Raw genomic sequence first — 19297 nt, 5'->3', positions numbered from 1 at the left:
GCCAATGGACTGATCATCGTTAACCTCCTGCCTCGCCTCACCCGGCGAGTCTGAGCCAATTCAAACGATGGCAGGTTTCCTGGCTTGCGGATCACCACCTGCTTCCGCCTTCCCAACCCGAGAGTCAGTGGCGTTTTTGAAACAGGCTAACCGCTTACAGTTGCGGGGGCAGCCACGGTATCGAACCGTGTTCCCTATTATCTTCGACATTGGAGCTATGCCGAAGCACCATCGCCTTGGATACTGGCGCCCTTGCCGTCCATTGGCAAGCCTCTGCTTGAGATCATGCAGAAAATGCAGCGATTGGGCGATCGCCGCAGCTTTCAGAACTTAAGAGTCATGGCGGCTTTGACCCCGCGCCCCTGAATGAGAACCTCATCCTTCTGGAACGAGGTGGAATCGCGAATCTCGGCGTTGAGCGGAGTGCTGCCGACGAGACTGATCGTCACGGCCTTGGCGCCGCTTCCTTTCGCGAACCGATGCGGATAGCTCAGCATGGCCTTCGACAGATTGTGGCCGGGCGTCACATCGATGTCGACCTGCGGGCGAAAAACGTCCGGACGGCCATTCTGCTAAGGCGCGGAAATCATGAATATTTCAGGCGCGGCAGAATTCGGCGGCGCGGTCGGCGGCGCGATGGACAAGTTTTTGCCCCAGCGTCGAAAAGGCCGCGCCGAGCCGGTTATAGGCGATGGCGGCGGGAATGGCGGCGGCGAGCCCGTAGGCCGTGGCGGCCAGCGCCTCGGCGATTCCCGGCGCGACCACGGCGAGCGAAGTGTCGTGCGCCGCGGCAATGCCGACGAAGCTCGCCATGATGCCCCAGACCGTGCCGAACAGGCCGATGAACGGCGAAACAGAGGAAATCACCGCCAGATTGGCCAGTCCGCCTTCCGCCTGCATCAAGACTTCGACATGGGCGCGGGTCAGTCTTTCCGCGGTTCGGGCGCGGCGCTCGGAGACGCTCTCGCCGGGGATATGGATTTTGGCTTCCGACGCCCCTTGCGCGTCGGCCTCAGCAAGCAGCGCCGCCCCGGGATCGCACACCGCCCTGGAAAGCCGCGACAGGCCGAACAAAGCCTCCACGATCAAAACCCAGCACCAGATCGAGGCGAGGCCAAGCACGATCATCACCGCTTTGCCGATGATGCCGGCTTGCAGAAAAAGCGCGAGCGGCGAGAGCGACAGGGAGTCCATGGTTTCTCCTCAACAAGACTGAAACATCGCCGGCGCCGGCGTGGCGTCGGTCACGCGTTCCGAAAGCAGCGCGGCGGTCTCGAAGATCATTCCGCGCGCGCCGGCATAGCCGATTTGTTGTGCGAACGGCGCGTCGATACGGTCGGTGATTGGCAGGCCCCGCCGCCACTCATGCCGGGCAGACAGGTCTGATAGACGAAGATCGCCGGCGGATCATGGCGCGCGACCAGGGCGTCCAAGGCTTTGGTCAGCCGCGCGTCGCCACCGAAAACGATGTCGAGTTCGCCGATGTCCGTGCTCAGCGCGAGACGGTGCAGGGTCGAGCCCGCGCTCATCGTCGGACGCGAGTCCCAGCCGTGGCCCTGGCAGACCATCGGGCCGTGAACCAGATGCAGCGCGTCGGTGATCGGCTGCAACGCCAGTTTCGCGCCGCGAAAGGCGCAGCCGCCCGGAACCGGTTTGTTGGAAACACAGGTCGTCTTGCCCGGCGCCATCGCCGCCTCCTTCAATGGATCACGTCTTGCCACGTCAGTTTCGCGTCAGATTGAAACGACTCCCGTCGGGCGAGCGCCCGTCGAGAAGCTTTTGCGCCTCGTCATCGGAAAGCCGGGTGCGGTAAAATCGGGCGTAATAGAGGGAGAGGCGCTTTTTCGGCGGAATAGCCGCAACCCTGCTCTGAATGAAGCGCGGCCTTTCGTCGAACGAGGCGCGCCAGGCTTCCGCAATGGTCGGAGCCTCTGCCCCCACGGCGTCGCCGACCAGTCTCACCATGGTCCTGGCGTCTTCGATGAATCGCATGGCCGACCTTGCGGGGCGCGCCGATTGGCTGACGAGGGCGGGAACCCCGAACGCCGCCAGCGTGGACAGCTTGAGGCCGTAGTTGGCGCTGACCAGGGCGAGGTCGGGATGACGCGCCAGACTGTCTTCAAGATTTGGCTGGCTCGCGAAGGTGGCAATGGCGGACAGGGACGGGTTGGTCCGCGCCGCCCACGGAGGGAAACGCTCGACCCTGATTGAGAGAAAAGGGCAAGTCCTGGAGCGACAGCTTTCCGAGCGGTCCGACTTGACCGGTTGTGGTGCGATAGGCGCTTTCAACGGAGCCTTCCGGACGCGAATTGCTCGCCCCCAAACCATTCGATGCGCCGGAATTCGAATTTGCCGGCGCCGTCACGGTGATGTCGGGCAAACTGGACTGGTCTTCGGCGGCGCAGGCCGGCGTCGCGGCGAACACACACAGGCGCGGACATGGCGTCTCCTGCTGAACAAGACGGGTTTGACGTCGAAAACGACGCCTCTGACTTCAGGGTTCTCGGGGGAAACGGCTCAGGCCGCAGTCGGTCGCCTCGCGGGCGACATGATCGGCGCATTCGTGTTCGGCACAGATGCAGCGCGACCTTTCATCACGCAGCATGATCGGCGCCAAGCCCGAGATCAAGCCGAAAAGCGTATAATTCGCAGCCCTATGCGCAGCTTGGCGACAAGAAAGCGCAAAAATGTTCGTTTGACAAATTGGTATGTTCGGGATCGGACGACGCGCCGTCGGAAGAAATTGCTCCGACCAGATGCGCAAGGATCACGCGCCGCCGGGTGGTCCGGGCCGTTCATCTCGCAGCCTCCGGTCCTGCGTGACGTTCAGGGCGGCGCCTCGGAGCGGGCGACGAATGCGTCTAAATCTAGAATAATTCTAACTTCACGGTTTCTGTTTGTGCGCTGCAACTGAATTGGTATTTTTTGTGGGCCAGCGACAAGACCTCGACATGTAGTCGTTCGATGTATCGAACGACAAAAGCCGCTCCGTCGTCATCGCAAACTGTCGAGACAAGTGTGGAGCGGCGCGCGCTTATTGGCTGATTGCTGACATTCAGCGGGCTCGGCGACAAGGAAGACGGCATGAAGATCAATATTATTTTCGGTTCCGACGGCGGCGCGACACGCGGCGTCGCCGCAAAAATCGCAGCCAAATGCCAGGGGCGGACCATCGACATCAAGAAGGCCGCCGTCGTGGATTTTGAAAACTGCGATTTGTTGGTGCTTGGCTCGCCCACCTATGGCGACGGAACCCTGCAAACGGATTGGGAAGACAATATCGACAAGCTGCGCGGCGCCAATCTCAAGGGCAAGAAGATCGCCCTGTTCGGAACTGGCGACCAGCAGAATTATCCCACCTCCTTCCTCGACGCCATGGGCATTCTCTACGACGAGGTTTCGGCGCTCGGCGCCAATGTCGTCGGCTTCACGGACACCAAGGGCTTCGACTATATCGAGTCCACCGCCGAACGCGATGGCCAGTTCGTCGGCCTCGCCCTCGACCTCGACACCCAGTCCGGCATGACCGAAAAGAGAGTGAGCGCATGGCTGAGCCAATTGCTTTGATCGCAGGGGCCGAAGCGCCCCAGCCGTTCGCGCCGCCCTGCGCGGTCGAGGGAGACTCGTTTCTGCGATTGCTGCATCACCATGTCTATGAATATGGGCGCGGCGTCCGCGCCCTGTTCCTGATGACGCTGACCCGCGCTGAACTGGCGCGCGCGCGCGACCGTCTGGGAAAGCTCGGCATCGACCATTTCGTCCAGGAGGTGTGTCCCGCCAAGGCCAACCTGTTCTTCGGCCGGCGCGCCTTCGTCGATGTGGCGCGCGCGCTGGCGACGCGACCGCTGAACATGCTGACGGCGGAAGAGGATTTCATGCTCGGCGCGCTGCTTGGCTATGATCGCGAGCAGCAATGCCTCCGCTATCTCGCGCGCTGCGAACGCGTCGCGCTGGCGACCGCCGCAGAGTGAATTCGCCCCCGCGCGACGGCGCCGATGGCGAGGCGCTCAACGCCGAGGGCAAGACGGTCTTCGTGCGGGCGTTCGGCGCAACGCCCGGCGTCGCGACGCGCGCCGAACGGATGCCGGAGGACAAGCAGCGCATCGTGCGCGATCTTAAGGCCGCAGGGATTTTCTCGTCACCACGCTGGTCGGGCTGACCGGCCTGTGGCCGGCCGTTCTCGCCAACACCGGCGCGACCGCGCCGGTGACCGCCAACGCCCCGCGCCTGCTTGCGCGCCGATCATGGCGTCACCCATTCATAGACGTCGTCGGGCCGGCTGGCGCAGGCGCAGCCGGCCTTGCAGGGCGCGCCTCGCAGCAGTTTTGCCCGACCCTTCGCCACCCAATGCTGCATGACGTGCCGCGCGGCGTCGGGCGATGAATCGAAATGGGTCGCGATATCGCAAAGCGTGGCGCGCCGCTTGTCCATCAGATAGGCCTTGGCGTCGGTCAGCGTCATCGTCATGGCGTCACTCCGCCGGGGCCGCCGCGAGCGCGCGCAGGCGCATGCGACCAGCCACGATCATCAATCCGATCGCGAGCCCGGCCAATCCGACGCAGGCCGCAAGCGTGTTCGATGACGATACGGGATCGCGCGAGAAGGTGGCGATCTGGTAGAACGCGACCGCCGCCGTGTAGCCGAGCGCCGTGTTCCAGCCCGCCGCGAAGGCTGTCCAGGCCAGGCCCGCCTCGTGGCGGATCGCGCCCAGCGCCGCCACGCAGGGCGTGTAGAGCAGGATGAACAGCATGTAGGCGAAGGCGCCGGCGAGGCCGTCGAAACGGCTGGTCATCGCGCCGAACACGCCGTCCTGCACCTTCAGTTCGGTCGCCGCCTGCGCGGCGTCGCCGGTGTAGGACACGTTCAGCCCCAGCGGATCGATCAGCGAAGAGCCGATCTCGCCGAATTTGGCGGGAATGGTGGCGACGGCTTCCGAGAGCTTGGCGACAATGCCGCCGCTTTCCTTCGGCGCCGCTGTTTCGCCCCCGGCCCGCGCCTTCGCGGCCGCGTCCGCCGCGCCCATTTCGGTGTAGAGCGAATTCAGCGTCCCGACCACGGCCTCCTTGGCGAAAATGCCGGTGAACAGGCCGACGGCGGCCGGCCAGTTCTCGTCGGTCACGCCGAGCGGGCGAAATATCGGCGTAATGGCCTGGCTCGCGACGGCGAGCACGGAGTCGCGCGTGTTCTCCTTGCCGAACGTCCCGTCCGTTCCCAGCGCGTTGAAGAAGCTGAGCGCGGCGACAATGGGCACGATGATTTGTCCCGCACGAAAAATGAATTCGCGCAGCCGTCGCCAGGCCTGAAGCAGCACGGTGTGCGGCGTGGGCAGATGATAGGGCGGCAATTCCATCACGAAGGGCGAGGTCTCGCCCTTCAGCAAGGTCGCCTTCAGCAGCAGACCGGTCGCCACCGCGAAGCCGATGCCCAGCAGATAAAGCGCGAACACCACGTTCTGGCCGTTGCTCGTGAAAAACGCGGCGGCGAACAGGGCGTAAACCGGCAGCCGCGCGCCGCAGGACATGAACGGCGCCATCATCATGGTGAGGATGCGGTCGCGGCGGTTCTCCAGCGTCCGCGTCGCCATGATCGCCGGCACGTTGCAGCCGAAGCCGACGATCAGCGGCACGAAGCTTTTGCCGGGCAGGCCGATGGCGCGCATGGCGCGGTCCATGACGAAGGCGGCGCGCGCCATGTAGCCGGAGTCTTCAAGGAACGACAGGAACAGAAACAGCGAGCCGATGATGGGAATGAAAGTGGCGACGGTTTTTATGCCGCCGCCGATGCCGGTGGCGACGAACACGGTCAGCCATTCCGGCGCGTTGATCGCCTTGAGCGCCTCCCCGACGCCGTCGACGAACACGGCTTCCGCCGTGAGGCCGAAGAACTCGATGAAGGCGCCGCCCACCTTCATCGTGAACAGGAACATCAGATACATGGCGAACAGGAACACGGGCACGCCCAAGAAACGGTTCAGCACGATCCTGTCGATGCGCCGCGTCAGTTTTAACGAAATCTTGCGCGGCTGGCGGAAACAGGCGGCGATGACGTCGCCGATGAAGCGATAGCGGCCGTCGGCGATGATGATGTCGGCTTCATCGCCGCAGGCGTCTTCGATCGCCGCGCCATGCTCTTTGATCTCGCTCGCCAAGTCCTGGCCGGCCAACGCTTCGGCGAAGCCGTCGCCTTCCAGCAGTTTGAGCGCCACCCAGGCGGGATCGACGCCTCGGGCGCCCGCCGCCTCGGCGATCCTGGGCAGCAGGGCGGCGCGCGCGGCTTCCACCGCCGGGGCGTGTTCAAGCCGGACCGAGGGAATCGACGGCTTGCGGCAGGCGGCGGCTATGGCCGCCTTCAGTTCGGCCACGCCTTTGCGCCGGCTGGCGACGATGGAGACCACCGGGCAGTCCAGCTTCCGCGACAAGGCCTTCACGTCGATATGGATGCCGCTCTTCTCGGCCAGATCCACCATGTTGACGGCGACCACGACCGGAACCCGCATCTCCAGCAATTGCGTGGTCAGATAGAGGTTGCGCTCCAGATTGGCGGCGTCGAGGATGTTGACGACGACTTCCGCCTCGCCGGAAAGGATGAAATCGCGGGCCACGCGCTCGTCCTCGGCCCCCTGCGCCAGACTCCCGATCATGTAGATGCCGGGCAGGTCCACCAGGTCGAACTTTTCGTCCTCCAGCCTGTAGGAGCCGACCTTCTTCTCCACAGTGACGCCCGGCCAGTTGCCGACCTGCTGCGTCGAACCGGTGAGCGCGTTGAACATGGTCGTCTTGCCGCAATTGGGATTGCCGACGACAGCCACCACGTGGGTCATGATCAGAGCCTTTCCGCCAGTAGAATGGCCGCCTCGCGCCGGCGCAGCGTGAGCGTGAAATTGCGCACCGAGATTTCCAGGGGATCGCCGAGCGGCGCGACGCGGGTCACGGAGAAGACGGTTCCCGGCGTCAAGCCCATGGCCAGCAGGCGCTGGCGGTACGCGCGCTCGCCCTTCACGAAACCGACGATGCGGGCGGCGTCCCCCGGCTTCATCGTTTGCAAGGAAATCGCGTCGTCAGTCATGAGCGCCTCGTTCGGCAGTGAAATCACTTCGGTCAAGTGTCGATTATTCCGAGAGGGACAGGCCTTGGTCAAGGCGATCGCCGCAGTTTAGAAGTGTTCCAACTACGGCTATTTCGCTTGAGCGGCGCCGCCCGAAGTGTTGTCTCATCCTGGAGACAACAGATTTTGGAGAGCTACCATGACTTGCCAGCGTCGTCGATCGTTCGCGTGCGGCGAATTTGACCGCGCCGGCGCGGCGCGGTCATGAAGAAGAAGCCGACCGTCGCGCCGGCGGCGCTGGCGCTGGCCTCTTCCGGGTTGACGCCGATCCTGGCCGATCTCGTGCGGCCGCCCGCCAACAGCGTCACGGCCGACCATCGCGCCGACGGGCGCCGTCTCACTATATGGGAAGTGCGCGGCGCCTCGCTGTGCTCGATCGTCGGCACGTGCATGTCGCTTGGCGAATTGCGTCGCATCGCGAAAAAATGCGGCGTGGTCGACGACCCCTGGCGCATGAGCGACTACGACATTCACGGCACGCTCACCGCGCGGATGAGCACCGAGACCGCGGCGGCCCGCGCTGTGACAAAACATCTCGACGCCAAGTTCGAAGGCGCCATCCGCAAGGCGCGCGCGCTGGAAAGCGCCGAGGATTTCATCGGCTATTGGGAGGCGGCGGTCGATGCTGGCCTTGCGCCCGGCGCCTATTGGGCGATGCTCACCCATCCCAAGCTGCCGCCCGATGTCGAATCGCGGGTCTATGGCGAAATCCACATGATGTCGCACATGTCCGGCGCCTCCAATCGCGGCGACGCCCGCGCCATCGCGGAGGCGCGCCGGGAGAAGGGCGAACTCGCCCGCCGCCTGACCGCGCGAATCGACGAGCGCGCCGCCCACCTGCGCGAGGCCCAGGCGGAAATGGCGCGGCTGCGCGACCGCGTCGCGGCGATGGAGACGCTCGAAGACGAATGCGCGCTGCTGCGGGGCCTCGCCGACCATAACCGGTTGGCGTCCGAGTTGCGGGCGCAGGCGGACGAACTTGAACTGTTGCGGCAGGAGAATGCGCTTCTCAAGCGCGAGGCCACCGGCTTCGAACTGCAATGCGAACATTTGCGCGCCCGCCTGCACGCCGCCGAGGCCACCGTCGCGGAACCGGCGCGGGGCTGGACCGGGGATGAGAGTCTGGACGATGGCGCGGACGGCGATGGCAAGACCGCGAGCCTGTGCGGCCGCTGCCTGCTCTACGTCGGCGGGCGTCCGCAAACCGTGTGCAAGCTCCGCCAACTGATCGCCGGCCGCAACGGGCAGTTGCTTCATCACGACGGCGGGCTGGAAAATTCCTCCGCCCGGCTCGGCGAACTCGTGCGCCAGGCGGACGCCGTGTTCTTTCCTGTCGATTGCGTCAGCCACAGCGCGGTCGAGGCCGTCAAGAAAATCTGCCAGAGCGAGGGCAAGCCGATGCGGCCGCTGCGCACGGCGAGCGCGACAACCTTCCTGCGCGCCCTGGAATCCGCCCTGGTCCCGACGGGGAGCCCGCCATGACGCGGTCGCGCCGTTGCCGCCGCGGGTTCGGAAAATTCAACTGTTCTCCGCAAGTTTCCATTGCCTTCAACTGCTTAGCAAAGCATCTCGGCAACGGGAATCCATCACCCAACAAGAATAAATTGGAGTTTGACATGACCGGGGCGCGTCTCACCGCGACGAAGCAGAAATGGGCCGTTCGCGCAAGTCTCCTTGCGCTTCTTGCCGCCACCTCGGCGCAGGCCGCCGAGGACGCCAAGCCAGCGGAACCCGCAGCGGACGAACTGCCGTCGCTGCTCACCAGCCTTCCCGCCCTGGCGCCGATCGCCGACGCCAAGAGGCAGCTCAAGGACAGGGGCATATTCGTCCAGCTCAACTATATCGGCGAAGTGCTCGGCAACGCCTCCGGCGGTCTGCGCCGGGGCGGCGTCTACGATGGGCGCATGGAACTGGCTGTCGACGCCGACATGGAGAAGCTCGCGGGCTTGACAGGCGGCGCCTTCCACGCCAACGGCTACTGGATTCATGGAACGGGCCTGTCGCGCTATTATCTTGGCAACACTCTGACCGTCAGCAACATCGAGGCGCTGCCCACCGTTCGTCTCTACGAACTGTGGTACGAACAAAAAGCCTTTGACGACCGGCTCGGCGTGCGTTTCGGCCAGCTTGCCGCCGACACCGAATTCTTCGCCAGCAAATACAGCGCGCTGTTCATCAACGGCACCTTCGGCTGGCCCGCCTTCACCGGCGCCAATCTGCCCAGCGGCGGTCCCGGCTATCCCTTCGCCACGCCCGGCGTGCGCGTAAAACTCGGCAATGATTCCGACCCGGTCAACATCCTCGCCGCCGTGTTCGACGGCGATCCCTCCGGTTCGTGCGGGGACGACTCACAGCGCTGCAACCGATACGGAACCAATTTCCGCCTGCAAGACGCGCCGCTGGCCATGCAGGAAGTTCAATACCGCTACAATCAGGGCAAGGACGATGGCCTCGCGGGTTCGATCAAACTCGGCGCCTTCGAGCATTACGGCGATTTCGCCCATCAGCGCTTCGGCACGACGCTCAAGGGCGACTGGGGCGTTTACGGCATCTGGGACCAGCAGTTCTGGAAACTTGGAACCGGCGAGGACGCGGCCAAGGGCGGGGCGTTTTTCGTGCGCGTCGGCGGCGGGCCGCAGACGCGCAACCTGGTCGATTTCTACGCGGACGCCGGCCTGACTTTCTCTGGCCTCGTTCCCGGCCGTCCTGATGACGGCTTCGGCGTCGCCTTCGGCTACGCCCATATCTCCGATCAGGCGCGGGACTCCGACATCGATGCCGGCCTGACGGTGTTGCGCCGCGCCGAATCCGTGCTGGAGCTTTCCTATCAGGCCCAGATCGTTCCGGGTTGGAGCCTGCAGCCGGACTTCCAGTATATTTTCAGCCCCGGCGGCGGCGTGGCCGACGCCAATGGCGCGCGCGTGCGCGACGCGGCTGTGTTCGGCGTGCGCTCGACGATGAATTTCTGATCAAGCGCCCTCGCGCCGCCCGACGGCGCGAGGGCGACACCTGTCTAATACGGTTTCCGCGAGATTGCTTCGCAATCCGCGAAAACAACGCCTATGGCCACGCGGCGGAGAAGGCGCGCGTGGCATAAAGCATTGATTCCAATGTTTACATCGCAATTTAGAATCGTTCTATTTTACACGTAATGTTTTGACCTTGAGCCTGCCGCAACGCAAATCCTGATCAGTCTCCCGACGCTGAATGCGTCCAGCTGAAAAGCGCCTGCAAGGTCTGCGATGTTGGTTCCCTTTCTCATCATGCTTCGTGAAGGCGTCGAAGCCGCGTTGATCGTGGCGATCGTCGCGAGCTACCTCGACCATGTCGGCCGCGGCGACGCCATGCGCTCGGTCTGGATCGGCGTCGCCGCTGCTGTGGCGCTGTCGGCGGCGATCGGCGTCGCAATTGCTGTCAGCGCTTCCGAACTGCCTCAGAGACTTCAAGAGCTGTTCGAAGCCGCCGTAGGTCTGTTCGCGGCCGTCATGCTCACGGCCATGGCGCTCTGGATGGGCAAGGCGGCGAAATCGATCCGCGCGGCCTTGCACGCCGGCATAGAGAAGGCCTTCGCAAGCGGCTCGCAAGGCGTGGCGCTGGCGGGCCTCGCCTTCTTCGCTGTCGCGCGCGAGGGCATCGAATCCGTTCTCTTTCTAATGGCCGCCTGGCAGCAGCGCGACGATGTCGGCATCGAGGCGTTGTTCGGCGCGGTCGGCGGGCTGGTCGTCGCTATTGGCGTCGGCATCGCCCTCCATCGCGGCGGCCGGCGCTTTAACCTCGCCGGCTTCTTCCGCTGGACCGGGCTTTTCATCCTGTTCGTCGCCGCCGGTCTGCTGGCCGGCGCATTGCGCGCGCTTCATGAAGCCGGCTTGTGGAACGGCCTCCAGGGCATCGCCTTCGATCTCAGCCGCGTCCTGCCCACCGACGGCTTCCTCGGCGCGCTGCTCGCCGGCGTGTTCGGCTATGCCGACGCGCCGACCTGGGGCGAGGTGGCGCTCTGGCTGGCCTATTTCATCCCCGCCCTGATCCTGTTCCGGCGCGCGACCGCCCCCGCCGCGCCCATTGGAAAGCCCGTCATTTCATGAGAACGCTCTTTTCACACGTCGCCTTCATCGTCTTCGCCAGCCTTGCGGCGCAGGGCGCGCAGGCTGCTGACGTCCCGACCCTTCCCATCGCCGTGACCGCGCAGGGCTGCGAGCCGATGGCGCTCACGGCGCCCGCCGGCAAGGTGACCTTCGTGATCGCCAACAAGTCGACGCGGGCGCTGGAGTGGGAAATCCTGCAAGGCGTCATGATCATCGACGAGCGCGAGAACATCGCGCCCGGTTTCAAGGCAAAGTTGACGACGAAACTCGAACCCGGCGTTTACGACATCACCTGCGGCCTGCTCGACAATCCGCGCGGCAAGCTCACGGTGACCGGCGCAACGGCCGCGATCACGCCGGGAGACCTCACCGGACCGGTCGCCGAATATCGCTTCGGCGCCGCGCAGGTTCTGTCCGATCTCGAAACGGCGCTGGGCCGGCTCAAGGCCGCCGGCGCCAACCGCGAGGCGGCCCGCAAGGCTTTTGTGGAGGTTCGCGCGGCGGCGTTGGCGCTGGCCCCGATCTGGGCCGAGGCCGGCGCGACGGCGGGTCCGCTGAGAACCGATCTCGAAGACGCTGACCGCCTGCTGTTCGGCGACGGCGCGGCCGAGGCCGCGCCAATCCTGGACAAGCTCGACAAGGACGCGCGGGCCTTCGCCGCCGCCGTCAGGCCGCTGGTCACGCCGGCTGACCGTCTGGTGGCCGGCGCGCTGGCGCTGGCGCGCGGACTCCCCGCCAAGATCGAAGCGTCGGCTTCCCCCTCGGCGCTGTCCGCGCTTGAGGCCGAACGCGCGGCGGTCGAACGGGTGATCGTCCTGTTCAACCCGCTGTGGATGCGCGTCAACGCCCCGGCGGCCGGCGCCGCGTCGCTGGCGCTGGCGCGGCTGAAAAGCGAGTTGACCGGCGCCGGCGCCCAAACCCTTGAAACCCGCCGGGCGGCGGCCACGGAACTCGCCGAAAGGCTCGCCGGGCTGCCCGCCGACCTCGGTCTTTGATCAGGAGAAGTCTCATGTGCAGCGATCGCCCCCTCGCCAAAACCCCGCCGGCGTCGCCCGAACGCCGCAACCTGCTGCTGGGCCTCGCCGGCGGCGTCGGCTATCTCGCCTCGAACGCGGAGAGCGCCGCCGCGCCCCAGGCGCCGCCGGCCGCTCCCCAAGCGCCGCCGGCCGCTCCCGAGACGCCGCCCGCCGCGCCCGTCAAGCCGCTGACGGTTGCGTTCCATGGCCCCAACCAGGCCGGAATCACCACGCCGCAGCCGTTCTCCTGCCTCGTCGCGTCGTTCGACCTGCTGGTGGAAAAGCGAGACGAACTCGCCACGCTGCTCAAGGACCTCACCGGCCTGTTGCGCCTGCTGGCCGAGGGCGGCGACCTGCCGCAGGACGACCCGCGCCTGCCGCCCTCCGACAACGGCCTGCTCGGCACACACCGCATCAATCCGGAACGACTGACCGCCACGGTGGCTCTGGGCGCCTCGGCGTTCGACGAGCGCTTCGGCCTCGCGCCGCTGCGTCCGCGCCAACTGGTCGAGATGACCGCATTCCCCAATGACGCGCTCGACGATACGCTCTGCCACGGCGATCTGCTGATCCAGTTCTGCGCGGAGACGCCGGAGGAGGTCATCCACGCCTTGCGCCTGGTGCTCAAGGCGACCCCCGACCGATTGGCGATCAAGTGGAAGCAGGAGGGCTTCGCGGCCACGCACGGCGCCCGCTCCGGCCCGCTGGGCACCGGCCGCAACCTGCTCGGCTTCAAGGACGGCACCGCCAACGCCGATGTCGCCAACGCCGCGCTGATGAACGATTACGTCTGGGTGCGGCCCGGCGCCGAGGAGCCGGCCTGGACCGCCGGCGGCAGCTATCAGGTCGTGCGCCTCATTCGCAATTACGTCGAATTCTGGGATCGCACGCCGCTTGGCGAGCAGCAGCGCATCTTTGGCCGCGACAAGACGGAAGGCGCCCCGCTCGGCCATTCCAAGGAATTCGATCCGCCGAACTATGCCGCCGACCCCGGCGGCGACAAGGTGCCGCTGTCGTCGCACATCCGGCTCGCCAATCCGCGCACGCCGCGCGAGACCGCCCGGCTAATCCGGCGCGGCTACAATTATTCCAACGGCGTGACCAAATCCGGCCAGCTCGACATGGGTCTGCTGTTCGTCTCGTTCCAGTCGGACCTTGAACGCGGATTCCTCTCGACGCAGACGCGCCTCAACGGCGAACCGCTGGAGGAATACATCAAGCCGTTCGGCGGCGGCTATTTCTTCGCCCTTCCCGGCGTCGCCTCGGCGAACGCCGCGCTCGGAGAATCCCTGTTCGCAGCAGCGTCTGCGCTGAAAACGCCGGCGCCCGCCGGCGACAAAACGAAAGGTTGATCCATGTCGCGTTTATTCCTTGCCACAACTTGTCTCGCCGCCGTCCTCGCCTCGGCGCTGGCTCTCGGCGCCAACGCCGCGCCGGCTTCGTCCGCCGACCTCGCCGGTCCGATTTCCGACTACAAGATCTGGGTCGCTGCCGAAGTGGATGCGATGCAGTCCGGCGCGAAGGCCTTCACCGACGCCGTGCGCGCCGGAGATCTGGCCAAGGCGAAGGCGCTCTATGCGCCGGCGCGCATGCCTTACGAGCGGATCGAGCCGATCGCCGAGCTTTTCTCCGATCTGGACAAGTCGATGGACGTTCGCGCCGACGATTTCGCCAGGAAGGAGGCCGATCCCGCATTTACCGGGTTTCATCGCCTCGAATACGCCCTGTTCGCCAAGAACTCGACCGAGGGCATGGCGCCCGTGGCCGACAAGCTCGATGCTGACATTGTGGAGCTGAAGAGCCGGATCAACGGCCTGACCGTTCCGCCGAACAAGGTGGTGGGCGGCGCCGCCGCGCTGATCGAGGAGGTCGCCAAGACCAAGATTTCCGGCGAAGAGGATCGCTACAGCCGCACCGATCTCTGGGACTTCGCCGCCAATGTCGAGGGCGCCAAGAAGATTCACGAACTGTTGCATCCGCTGACCACCAAGGCCAATCCCAAGCTGGTGCAGCGGATCGACGCCAACTTCGCCAAGGTGGAAGCCGTGCTGGCGAAATATGCCGTCCCCACCGGCGGTTACGAGAGCTACGAGAAGCTGTCGAAAAAGGACCGCACTGGCGTTCGGGGTCCTGTGACCGCGCTTGCCGAGGATCTGTCCAAACTGCGCGGCACGCTCGGGCTCGACTGACCCCGACACCGGCGCCAGAGGGACGGAATGTCCGCCCCTCTGGCGCTCGGCGTCCCTGTCCACGTTGTCAAATATGGAATTATTCTAAAGAAATCAGTTTCTTTTGCTGGCCTGACGTCTTTTTGCCAAAGTCTTCTCAAGCCCTCGCGGCGACGGCTATCCACAGAAAGGGTCTGCATATGCTGACCACGTCCCGGCTCGAACTTCTGTCCATCTTCGCCGCCTTCGCCTTCATGGTGGGCGTGCTCATCGCCGTGTGGTGAGCCGCGCGCAGGCGCTCCTTGCCGCCGTCAGGCGCTCCGCTTGTCCGAACTCGGCGCCGACCCGCGAAAGGCGTTGAGCAGGATGCCGATGGTCGCGCCGTTGTGCAGCACGGCGGTGGCCACCGGCGACAGAACGCCAAGCGCGGCCAAGCCGAGGATGGCGGTGTTGAGGCCGACCGTCAGTTTGTAATTGGCGGCGATCCGCGCCATCGCGGCATTGGCGAGCAGGCGAGCGTCAGCCACGCGGGCGATCGAGTCTTCCAGCAGCACCACATCGGCGGTGAGCCGCGCGATATCCGCGCCCTTCTGCATGGCGACGCCGACATGCGCGCCGGCGAGCGCGGGCGCGTCATTGATGCCGTCGCCAATGAACGCGATCTTCGCGCCCTTTGCGCTGAGATCGGCGACGATCTCGGCCTTGTCGGTCGGCGTCAGTTCGGCGTGGAACCCGTCGAGCCCCAAGTCTTCCGCCAGTTCCGCCGCGCGGTCGCGGTGATCGCCGGTCAGCATCAGAATGCGCCTGACGCCCGAGCGGCGCAGCCGCGCGATGGTGTCGGCGGCGTTCGACCGCAGGGAATCCTTGAGGGCGAGAAGGCCGAGCAGACGGCCGCCAAAGCCGATGAACAGCAGGGTCTTGCCTTCGAGATAGAGGCGCTCCACCACCTCGGATTGCGCGGAAACATCGACGCCCTCGTGATCCTCGACGAAATGGCGCGAGCCGACCACGACGCGCTGGCCGTTGACCTCGCTGGCCACGCCATGCGCGACGATGAACTGGACTTCCGTGTGATCGAAATGGGCGTTCCTGCCCGTCGCCTGCGCGGCATTGACCACCGCCAGCGCCAGAGGATGAAAATAATGCTCCTCGACCGAAGCCGCGAGCCAGATCAGATCCTCCGCGCTATAGGCGGAATCGAAGGCGATGGAATCGGTCACATCGAGGCGACCGGTGGTCAGCGTCCCCGTCTTGTCGAAAATGAACGTGTCGGCCTCGGCGAGACGTTCCAGCGCGGTCGCGCCCTTGACGAGAATGCCGGCCTGACCCGCATTGAACATGGCCGACTTGAACGCCACCGGCGTCGCCAGTTTGAGCGCGCACGAATAGTCAGCCTGGAGGACGGAGGCCGCCGAGCGCCAGTCGCCGGTCAAGACGGCGGAGACGCCGGCGAGTTTCAACACGGTCGGCACCAGCCGGTCGGCGAGGCGGGCGGCGTCGAGTTGGGCCTCGCTCTTGGCGGTCAGCGACTGCTCGACATAATCGGCGATGCGCGCCGCCGCCGTGTGGCGGCCGACCTGCTCGGCATAGATGGTGAGACGCCCGTCTTCCATGGTCGCGCCGGACAAGACCTTGGACCCGCGCGTCTTGATCACCGACACGCTTTCGCCGGTCATGGCGGCTTCATTGACCACGCCCTCGCCCGACATCACCGTGCCATCGACGGGAATGACCGCGCCGGCGCCGACCACGACGGACTCGCCCACCGCCACGTCGCCAGCGGAAATCTGTACTTCCTCGCCGCCGCGCAAAACCCAGATGAGATCGCTGCTCGGGCGCAAAAGATGTTTCAACAGATCGTCCGAACGCCGCGCGATCGAATGCTCCATATATTCGCCGAGCGCCAGCATGAAGGTGGTGGCGTTGGCGGCGAGGAAATCCGAGCGCGCCAGCGAGATCGACACGGCCATGGCCTCCAGCACATGGCTGGTGACGCCGTTTTCGCGGTAATCCGCCACGCCCTCGCGCAGCAGCGGCAGCGCCGCCGCCAGGCTGATGGGCAGGCGCGCCGGCATGGGCAGGACGCCGGAGCCGAGCAGCACGGCGAGCGAAGAGGCCACCGCGCCCGCGCCCTCGTCGGCGCGCGGCTTGTTTTTTGCTTCGTCCCAACGAAAATCGGCCAGCGTCGCGACAATGGTTTTGGCGTCGGCGCGCGTGGCGTCGAAGGCGATGACCAGCGAGGCGGCGCGCGCGTTGGCCCGCGCCGAGGTCACGCCGTCGATCAGACGCGCCATGCCTTCCAGCGCGGCGGCGTCAGGCGCATGCGGGTTGCGGCGATAGCGCAGGCGAATGCGTCCGGGAAGCCGGTGCACGATTTCCAACGTGCGCAGCCACGGAAGCGCCGTCATGCCGCGCCCTGTTCCGCCTCGACTTCCGCCGCCAGATCGGCCATCTGCTCCTTCATCTCGGCGACGCCGCCCATTACGCTGGAATAGGCCTGGATCGCGCCCTTGAACAGTTTTCCGCGTATGTCCTCGTCCGACAGGACGTAGGCTGCGATCCCGCCGACCGCGAGGCCGAGCAGGAACTGCTCGTTGCGGCCCTTGGGCAGCAGGTTGTTGAGGCTGTTGAAAATGCCCTGGTTGGCCGGAGGGGCCATGTTCGTCTGGGCCGCGAGCAGGCGTTCGAGTCGCTGGCGCTTGAGGCCTTTTCCTTTGTTTTTCTTTTTCTTAGCCAATTTCGGCCTCCTGTTCAGTTTGATGCGTTTCGGCTGCGAGCAGCGTCTCGGCCGCCAGCACGCCCGCGAAGCCGCCGGCGATGGCGAGCGCGGCGCTCAGATAATCCTGCCGCCGCAGACTGTCGGCGGTGGCGACGCCGGCCGCCAGGGCGAAGCCGCCCTGCAAGGCGAGGCGCGCGACCGCGCGATTGGGGGGCGCTCCGGCGGCGCGATTCTGGATTGCGGTCAGCACGCCGGTGGCGACCAGCCCCCGCGTAAAATTGTTGGCGAGTTCCGCCGGCGCGAGCGAATTGCCGCGCGCTCCGAGCTTACGCTTCTTCATTCTTGCTCGTCCCCCTGGAGGTCGCGGTCCCGTCGGCGGTTTCATCCGCAGGCGCCTCGTCGGCGGACGGTCCGGCTTCGCCGGAGAGTTTCGCGCGCAGCCCGGCGCTGGATTTTTCCACGGCGCTCAGTCCGGAAACCGTCGCATCGCGCAATCCCTCGCCGGCCTTGTCGAGACCGCCGCGGGCCTTGTGCGCGAGATTGGTCAGCTTGGCGGGCGCCTCGGCTTTCTTTAGCGCCTTGACGCCCACGGCGCCGACCACGATGCCGGCGGCGAAAGTCAGAAGTCTCCACATGATGAACTCCTTTCAAAAAATTCAGGCGCGCGCCGCGTCGAGCAGGAGGCGCTGCAAATGTTCGCTTTCGGCCGTAGCCTCTCCCGACAGGAAGCTGCTCCAGGCGGCCGGCGGGATCGCGCGGGCGTCGTATTCGATGGTGCAGGATCGGGCCAGGGCGTTGAGGCCGATCGACCGAACGCCCGCGACGGCCCCGAGCGCCTTGCCGAAACGCCTGGCTTCCCCCAGCAGTTCATCGGGGAATGGCCCGCTGATCTTCAGGCGGATGCGGCCGGGAATGTGATGGGCGATGCTGAGTTGGCGGGCGAAGCCGAGCAGCGGCGAAGGGATGGCGGACATAAGCGCCCCCTATCGAAACGCGCGCCGCCAATGAAAGGCGGTGTGGACCAGCATCAGGAAGACGGACAGATAGCCCGCTTGCGCATGGAGTTTTCGGCTTGAGCGCAACGCGGCGATGGAAACGGCCATGGCCGCGAGAGAGCCGATTTTGGCGACGCGATTGATTTCCCTCTTCGCGCGCCGGTCAAGCCATTCGCCGCTGTCGGCGCGCGCGGGGGCTGCTTTCGCCGCCTCTGGCTCTGCGGACGAAAGTGCGAGATCGCCGAGAATCGCGGCGACCTCGGCGCGGATTCGCGCCTCCATGTCCGCGTCCGCGGGATCGAAGCGCAGCAGCAGCGAGCCCGTCGCGGGATTGCTTTCGACCTCGGCGAGTTCGCCCAACCGTTCAACGAATTGCGCATGCACCGCGCGATTGCGCAGGATGGCATGGCGCAGCCTGATCCGCCCCGGCAGGACGGAGACGAAATGGGTTGTCTTTTTCACTGGAGCGCTTCCGGGAACATGACGGGAGAATGACAGCGCATCGTCGCGCACAGGGCGATTCGGCGGTCCCAGCGCGCGCCCCAAGTCAATCGGGTCGACATGATGCTTTGTAAGAAACTGTTCCCAAATGTCTTGCCGTCCGAGGCGACGGCGCCGATACCAAACATCTTGCTGAAATCCCACTCCCTGGCGCGCCGATGATTTCTTTGCAGCCCGGCGCGATCATGCGCGAGGCGGAAACTGCGCCGCAAGCAAATCGCTACAGATTAGACTCGTTCAAATTTCAGCTCTCCCTCGCAGGCGGCGCCCATCGGCGCCGCGGCGCGCCCCGTGGCCGCTTCCTTGAGCGCCTTGAAACGATTCATTGCGACACACATGGTTTCGCCTTCCGCGATCAACGCAGGGCGTAGTTGACGGCCGTGGTGAAGCTGAGCCGCGCGCATGAGCGCGCGTTTCCGGACCTGTTCGGCCTCGGCCTGACCACGGGCGCAAGAAGGCGATCATTCGGCCGGCATGGACGCACAGGCTCGCTCGGCGTCGCGCGAGCGCAGCAACCGGGCGGTGACGCTCTCGCATCGCGCCCTTATCGCCGCAGGGGCGACGAAGTCGAGGAACTGCACGCTGAGCGTCGCGAAGGCCAGATCCGCCAGCAGAGCCTCTCCGGCGCTGTCCATGTAGCGGAAAGGCGCGATCGCCTCGGCGATCATCGCGTCAATCCTTTGTCTTTCGCGGGCAATGTCACACATTTTGG

27 protein-coding genes, 1 pseudogene and 1 riboswitch are annotated in these 19297 nt (G+C 65.5%); of the genes and pseudogenes, 12 read left to right on the top strand and 16 right to left on the bottom strand.

Features of this window, described 5'->3' with window-relative positions:
• Nucleotides 1-52: 52 nt before the first annotated feature.
• Nucleotides 53-248, bottom strand: a riboswitch (cobalamin riboswitch).
• 75 nt (nt 249-323) lie between these two features.
• The 4 genes from CCR94_RS21520 to CCR94_RS21505 form a co-directional block, all read right to left on the bottom strand.
• Complete coding sequence (locus CCR94_RS21520) at nt 324-527, bottom strand: hypothetical protein (protein WP_104510164.1); 204 nt, start codon at nt 525-527, stop codon at nt 324-326.
• A 70-nt stretch (nt 528-597) separates the two neighbouring features.
• On the bottom strand, nt 598-1194 hold the full coding sequence (locus CCR94_RS21515) for a MotA/TolQ/ExbB proton channel family protein (RefSeq protein WP_104510162.1): 597 nt from the start codon (nt 1192-1194) through the stop codon (nt 598-600).
• Between the two features lie 86 nt (nt 1195-1280).
• Nucleotides 1281-1688, bottom strand: a complete 408-nt coding sequence (locus CCR94_RS21510) for a nitrogenase component 1 (RefSeq protein WP_104510201.1) — start codon at nt 1686-1688, stop codon at nt 1281-1283.
• Nucleotides 1689-1722: 34 nt separating this feature from the next.
• Nucleotides 1723-2289 (bottom strand): TroA family protein, encoded by a 567-nt coding sequence (locus CCR94_RS21505; protein ID WP_104510159.1) that lies wholly within the window; start codon nt 2287-2289, stop codon nt 1723-1725.
• A 20-nt stretch (nt 2290-2309) separates the two neighbouring features.
• Between CCR94_RS21505 and CCR94_RS25300 the strand changes: the two genes are divergently transcribed.
• From CCR94_RS25300 to CCR94_RS26205, 5 genes and pseudogenes are all read left to right on the top strand, one after another.
• On the top strand, nt 2310-2456 hold the full coding sequence (locus tag CCR94_RS25300; protein WP_158254867.1) for a hypothetical protein: 147 nt from the start codon (nt 2310-2312) through the stop codon (nt 2454-2456).
• Between the two features lie 628 nt (nt 2457-3084).
• Complete coding sequence (fldA, locus tag CCR94_RS21500; protein WP_104510198.1) at nt 3085-3567, top strand: flavodoxin FldA; 483 nt, start codon at nt 3085-3087, stop codon at nt 3565-3567.
• Nucleotides 3546-3971, top strand: coding sequence for a DUF2023 family protein (locus tag CCR94_RS21495; RefSeq protein ID WP_104510157.1), 426 nt, complete (start codon nt 3546-3548; stop codon nt 3969-3971). The genes fldA and CCR94_RS21495 overlap by 22 nt, the downstream gene beginning before the upstream one ends.
• The gene (locus CCR94_RS21490) at nt 3968-4159 is read left to right on the top strand and encodes a hypothetical protein (protein ID WP_104510154.1); all 192 of its coding nucleotides are present in this window, start codon (nt 3968-3970) and stop codon (nt 4157-4159) included. Before CCR94_RS21495 ends, CCR94_RS21490 begins: the two co-directional genes overlap by 4 nt.
• Nucleotides 4132-4242 (top strand): annotated as a pseudogene (locus CCR94_RS26205) (HAD-IC family P-type ATPase); the annotation flags it as partial. The gene CCR94_RS21490 and the pseudogene CCR94_RS26205, both read left to right, overlap by 28 nt.
• On the opposite strand, the gene CCR94_RS21485 reads toward CCR94_RS26205, so the two are convergent.
• The 3 genes from CCR94_RS21485 to CCR94_RS21475 are packed head-to-tail and all read right to left on the bottom strand — an operon-like array spanning nt 4243 to nt 7065.
• Entirely contained in the window at nt 4243-4467 is a 225-nt protein-coding gene (locus CCR94_RS21485) for a FeoC-like transcriptional regulator (RefSeq protein ID WP_104510151.1), read from the bottom strand.
• 4 nt (nt 4468-4471) lie between these two features.
• Complete coding sequence (feoB, locus tag CCR94_RS21480) at nt 4472-6820, bottom strand: Fe(2+) transporter permease subunit FeoB (protein ID WP_104510149.1); 2349 nt, start codon at nt 6818-6820, stop codon at nt 4472-4474.
• 2 nt (nt 6821-6822) lie between these two features.
• Nucleotides 6823-7065 carry a FeoA family protein gene (locus CCR94_RS21475; protein ID WP_104510196.1) on the bottom strand — a complete coding sequence of 81 codons (243 nt, stop codon included), beginning with the start codon at nt 7063-7065 and terminating at the stop codon, nt 6823-6825.
• Nucleotides 7066-7308: 243 nt separating this feature from the next.
• On the opposite strand from CCR94_RS21475, the gene CCR94_RS21470 reads away from it, so the two are divergent.
• From CCR94_RS21470 to CCR94_RS25295, 7 genes are all read left to right on the top strand, one after another.
• Nucleotides 7309-8586 (top strand): DUF2325 domain-containing protein, encoded by a 1278-nt coding sequence (locus tag CCR94_RS21470; RefSeq protein WP_104510146.1) that lies wholly within the window; start codon nt 7309-7311, stop codon nt 8584-8586.
• Nucleotides 8587-8720: 134 nt separating this feature from the next.
• Nucleotides 8721-10073, top strand: coding sequence for a carbohydrate porin (locus CCR94_RS21465; RefSeq protein WP_158254866.1), 1353 nt, complete (start codon nt 8721-8723; stop codon nt 10071-10073).
• 273 nt (nt 10074-10346) lie between these two features.
• Nucleotides 10347-11186 (top strand): iron uptake transporter permease EfeU, encoded by an 840-nt coding sequence (gene efeU / locus CCR94_RS21460; RefSeq protein ID WP_104510140.1) that lies wholly within the window; start codon nt 10347-10349, stop codon nt 11184-11186.
• A complete protein-coding gene (locus tag CCR94_RS25455; protein WP_170068961.1) occupies nt 11183-12181 on the top strand; it encodes a cupredoxin domain-containing protein in 999 nt (332 codons plus the stop codon). The genes efeU and CCR94_RS25455 overlap by 4 nt, the downstream gene beginning before the upstream one ends.
• A 14-nt stretch (nt 12182-12195) precedes the next feature.
• Nucleotides 12196-13554 carry an iron uptake transporter deferrochelatase/peroxidase subunit gene (gene efeB / locus CCR94_RS21450; protein ID WP_104510137.1) on the top strand — a complete coding sequence of 453 codons (1359 nt, stop codon included), beginning with the start codon at nt 12196-12198 and terminating at the stop codon, nt 13552-13554.
• Between the two features lie 3 nt (nt 13555-13557).
• Nucleotides 13558-14391 (top strand): iron uptake system protein EfeO, encoded by an 834-nt coding sequence (efeO, locus tag CCR94_RS21445; protein ID WP_104510135.1) that lies wholly within the window; start codon nt 13558-13560, stop codon nt 14389-14391.
• 122 nt (nt 14392-14513) lie between these two features.
• A complete protein-coding gene (locus CCR94_RS25295) occupies nt 14514-14654 on the top strand; it encodes a hypothetical protein (protein WP_158254865.1) in 141 nt (46 codons plus the stop codon).
• Between the two features lie 27 nt (nt 14655-14681).
• Here the strand turns inward: CCR94_RS25295 and CCR94_RS21440 are convergent, their stop codons facing one another.
• Genes CCR94_RS21440 through CCR94_RS21405 form a run of 9 tightly spaced genes read right to left on the bottom strand, consistent with a single transcriptional unit; the run spans nt 14682 to nt 19292 of the window.
• On the bottom strand, nt 14682-16778 hold the full coding sequence (locus tag CCR94_RS21440; protein WP_104510133.1) for a heavy metal translocating P-type ATPase: 2097 nt from the start codon (nt 16776-16778) through the stop codon (nt 14682-14684).
• On the bottom strand, nt 16775-17107 hold the full coding sequence (locus CCR94_RS21435; protein ID WP_104510131.1) for a YtxH domain-containing protein: 333 nt from the start codon (nt 17105-17107) through the stop codon (nt 16775-16777). Before CCR94_RS21435 ends, CCR94_RS21440 begins: the two co-directional genes overlap by 4 nt.
• Nucleotides 17100-17429, bottom strand: a complete 330-nt coding sequence (locus CCR94_RS21430; RefSeq protein WP_104510129.1) for a hypothetical protein — start codon at nt 17427-17429, stop codon at nt 17100-17102. The genes CCR94_RS21435 and CCR94_RS21430 overlap by 8 nt, the downstream gene beginning before the upstream one ends.
• A complete protein-coding gene (locus CCR94_RS21425; RefSeq protein ID WP_104510127.1) occupies nt 17416-17724 on the bottom strand; it encodes a hypothetical protein in 309 nt (102 codons plus the stop codon). Before CCR94_RS21425 ends, CCR94_RS21430 begins: the two co-directional genes overlap by 14 nt.
• Nucleotides 17725-17745: 21 nt before the next feature.
• Nucleotides 17746-18063 carry a hypothetical protein gene (locus tag CCR94_RS21420; protein ID WP_104510125.1) on the bottom strand — a complete coding sequence of 106 codons (318 nt, stop codon included), beginning with the start codon at nt 18061-18063 and terminating at the stop codon, nt 17746-17748.
• Nucleotides 18064-18072: 9 nt separating this feature from the next.
• On the bottom strand, nt 18073-18546 hold the full coding sequence (locus tag CCR94_RS21415) for an HMA2 domain-containing protein (protein WP_104510123.1): 474 nt from the start codon (nt 18544-18546) through the stop codon (nt 18073-18075).
• On the bottom strand, nt 18543-18797 hold the full coding sequence (locus CCR94_RS21410; RefSeq protein ID WP_104510121.1) for a hypothetical protein: 255 nt from the start codon (nt 18795-18797) through the stop codon (nt 18543-18545). Before CCR94_RS21410 ends, CCR94_RS21415 begins: the two co-directional genes overlap by 4 nt.
• Before the next feature lie 15 nt (nt 18798-18812).
• On the bottom strand, nt 18813-18989 hold the full coding sequence (locus tag CCR94_RS25290) for a hypothetical protein (protein WP_158254864.1): 177 nt from the start codon (nt 18987-18989) through the stop codon (nt 18813-18815).
• Between the two features lie 57 nt (nt 18990-19046).
• Nucleotides 19047-19292 carry a hypothetical protein gene (locus CCR94_RS21405; protein WP_104510119.1) on the bottom strand — a complete coding sequence of 82 codons (246 nt, stop codon included), beginning with the start codon at nt 19290-19292 and terminating at the stop codon, nt 19047-19049.
• Nucleotides 19293-19297 lie beyond the last annotated feature (5 nt).

The sequence above is a fragment of the Rhodoblastus sphagnicola genome, from assembly GCF_002937075.1.
GTDB classification, from domain to species: Bacteria; Pseudomonadota; Alphaproteobacteria; order Rhizobiales; family Beijerinckiaceae; genus Rhodoblastus; species Rhodoblastus sphagnicola.
Note: the sequence above shows the minus strand (reverse complement) of the source record. Positions and strands in the feature narration are given on the sequence as shown.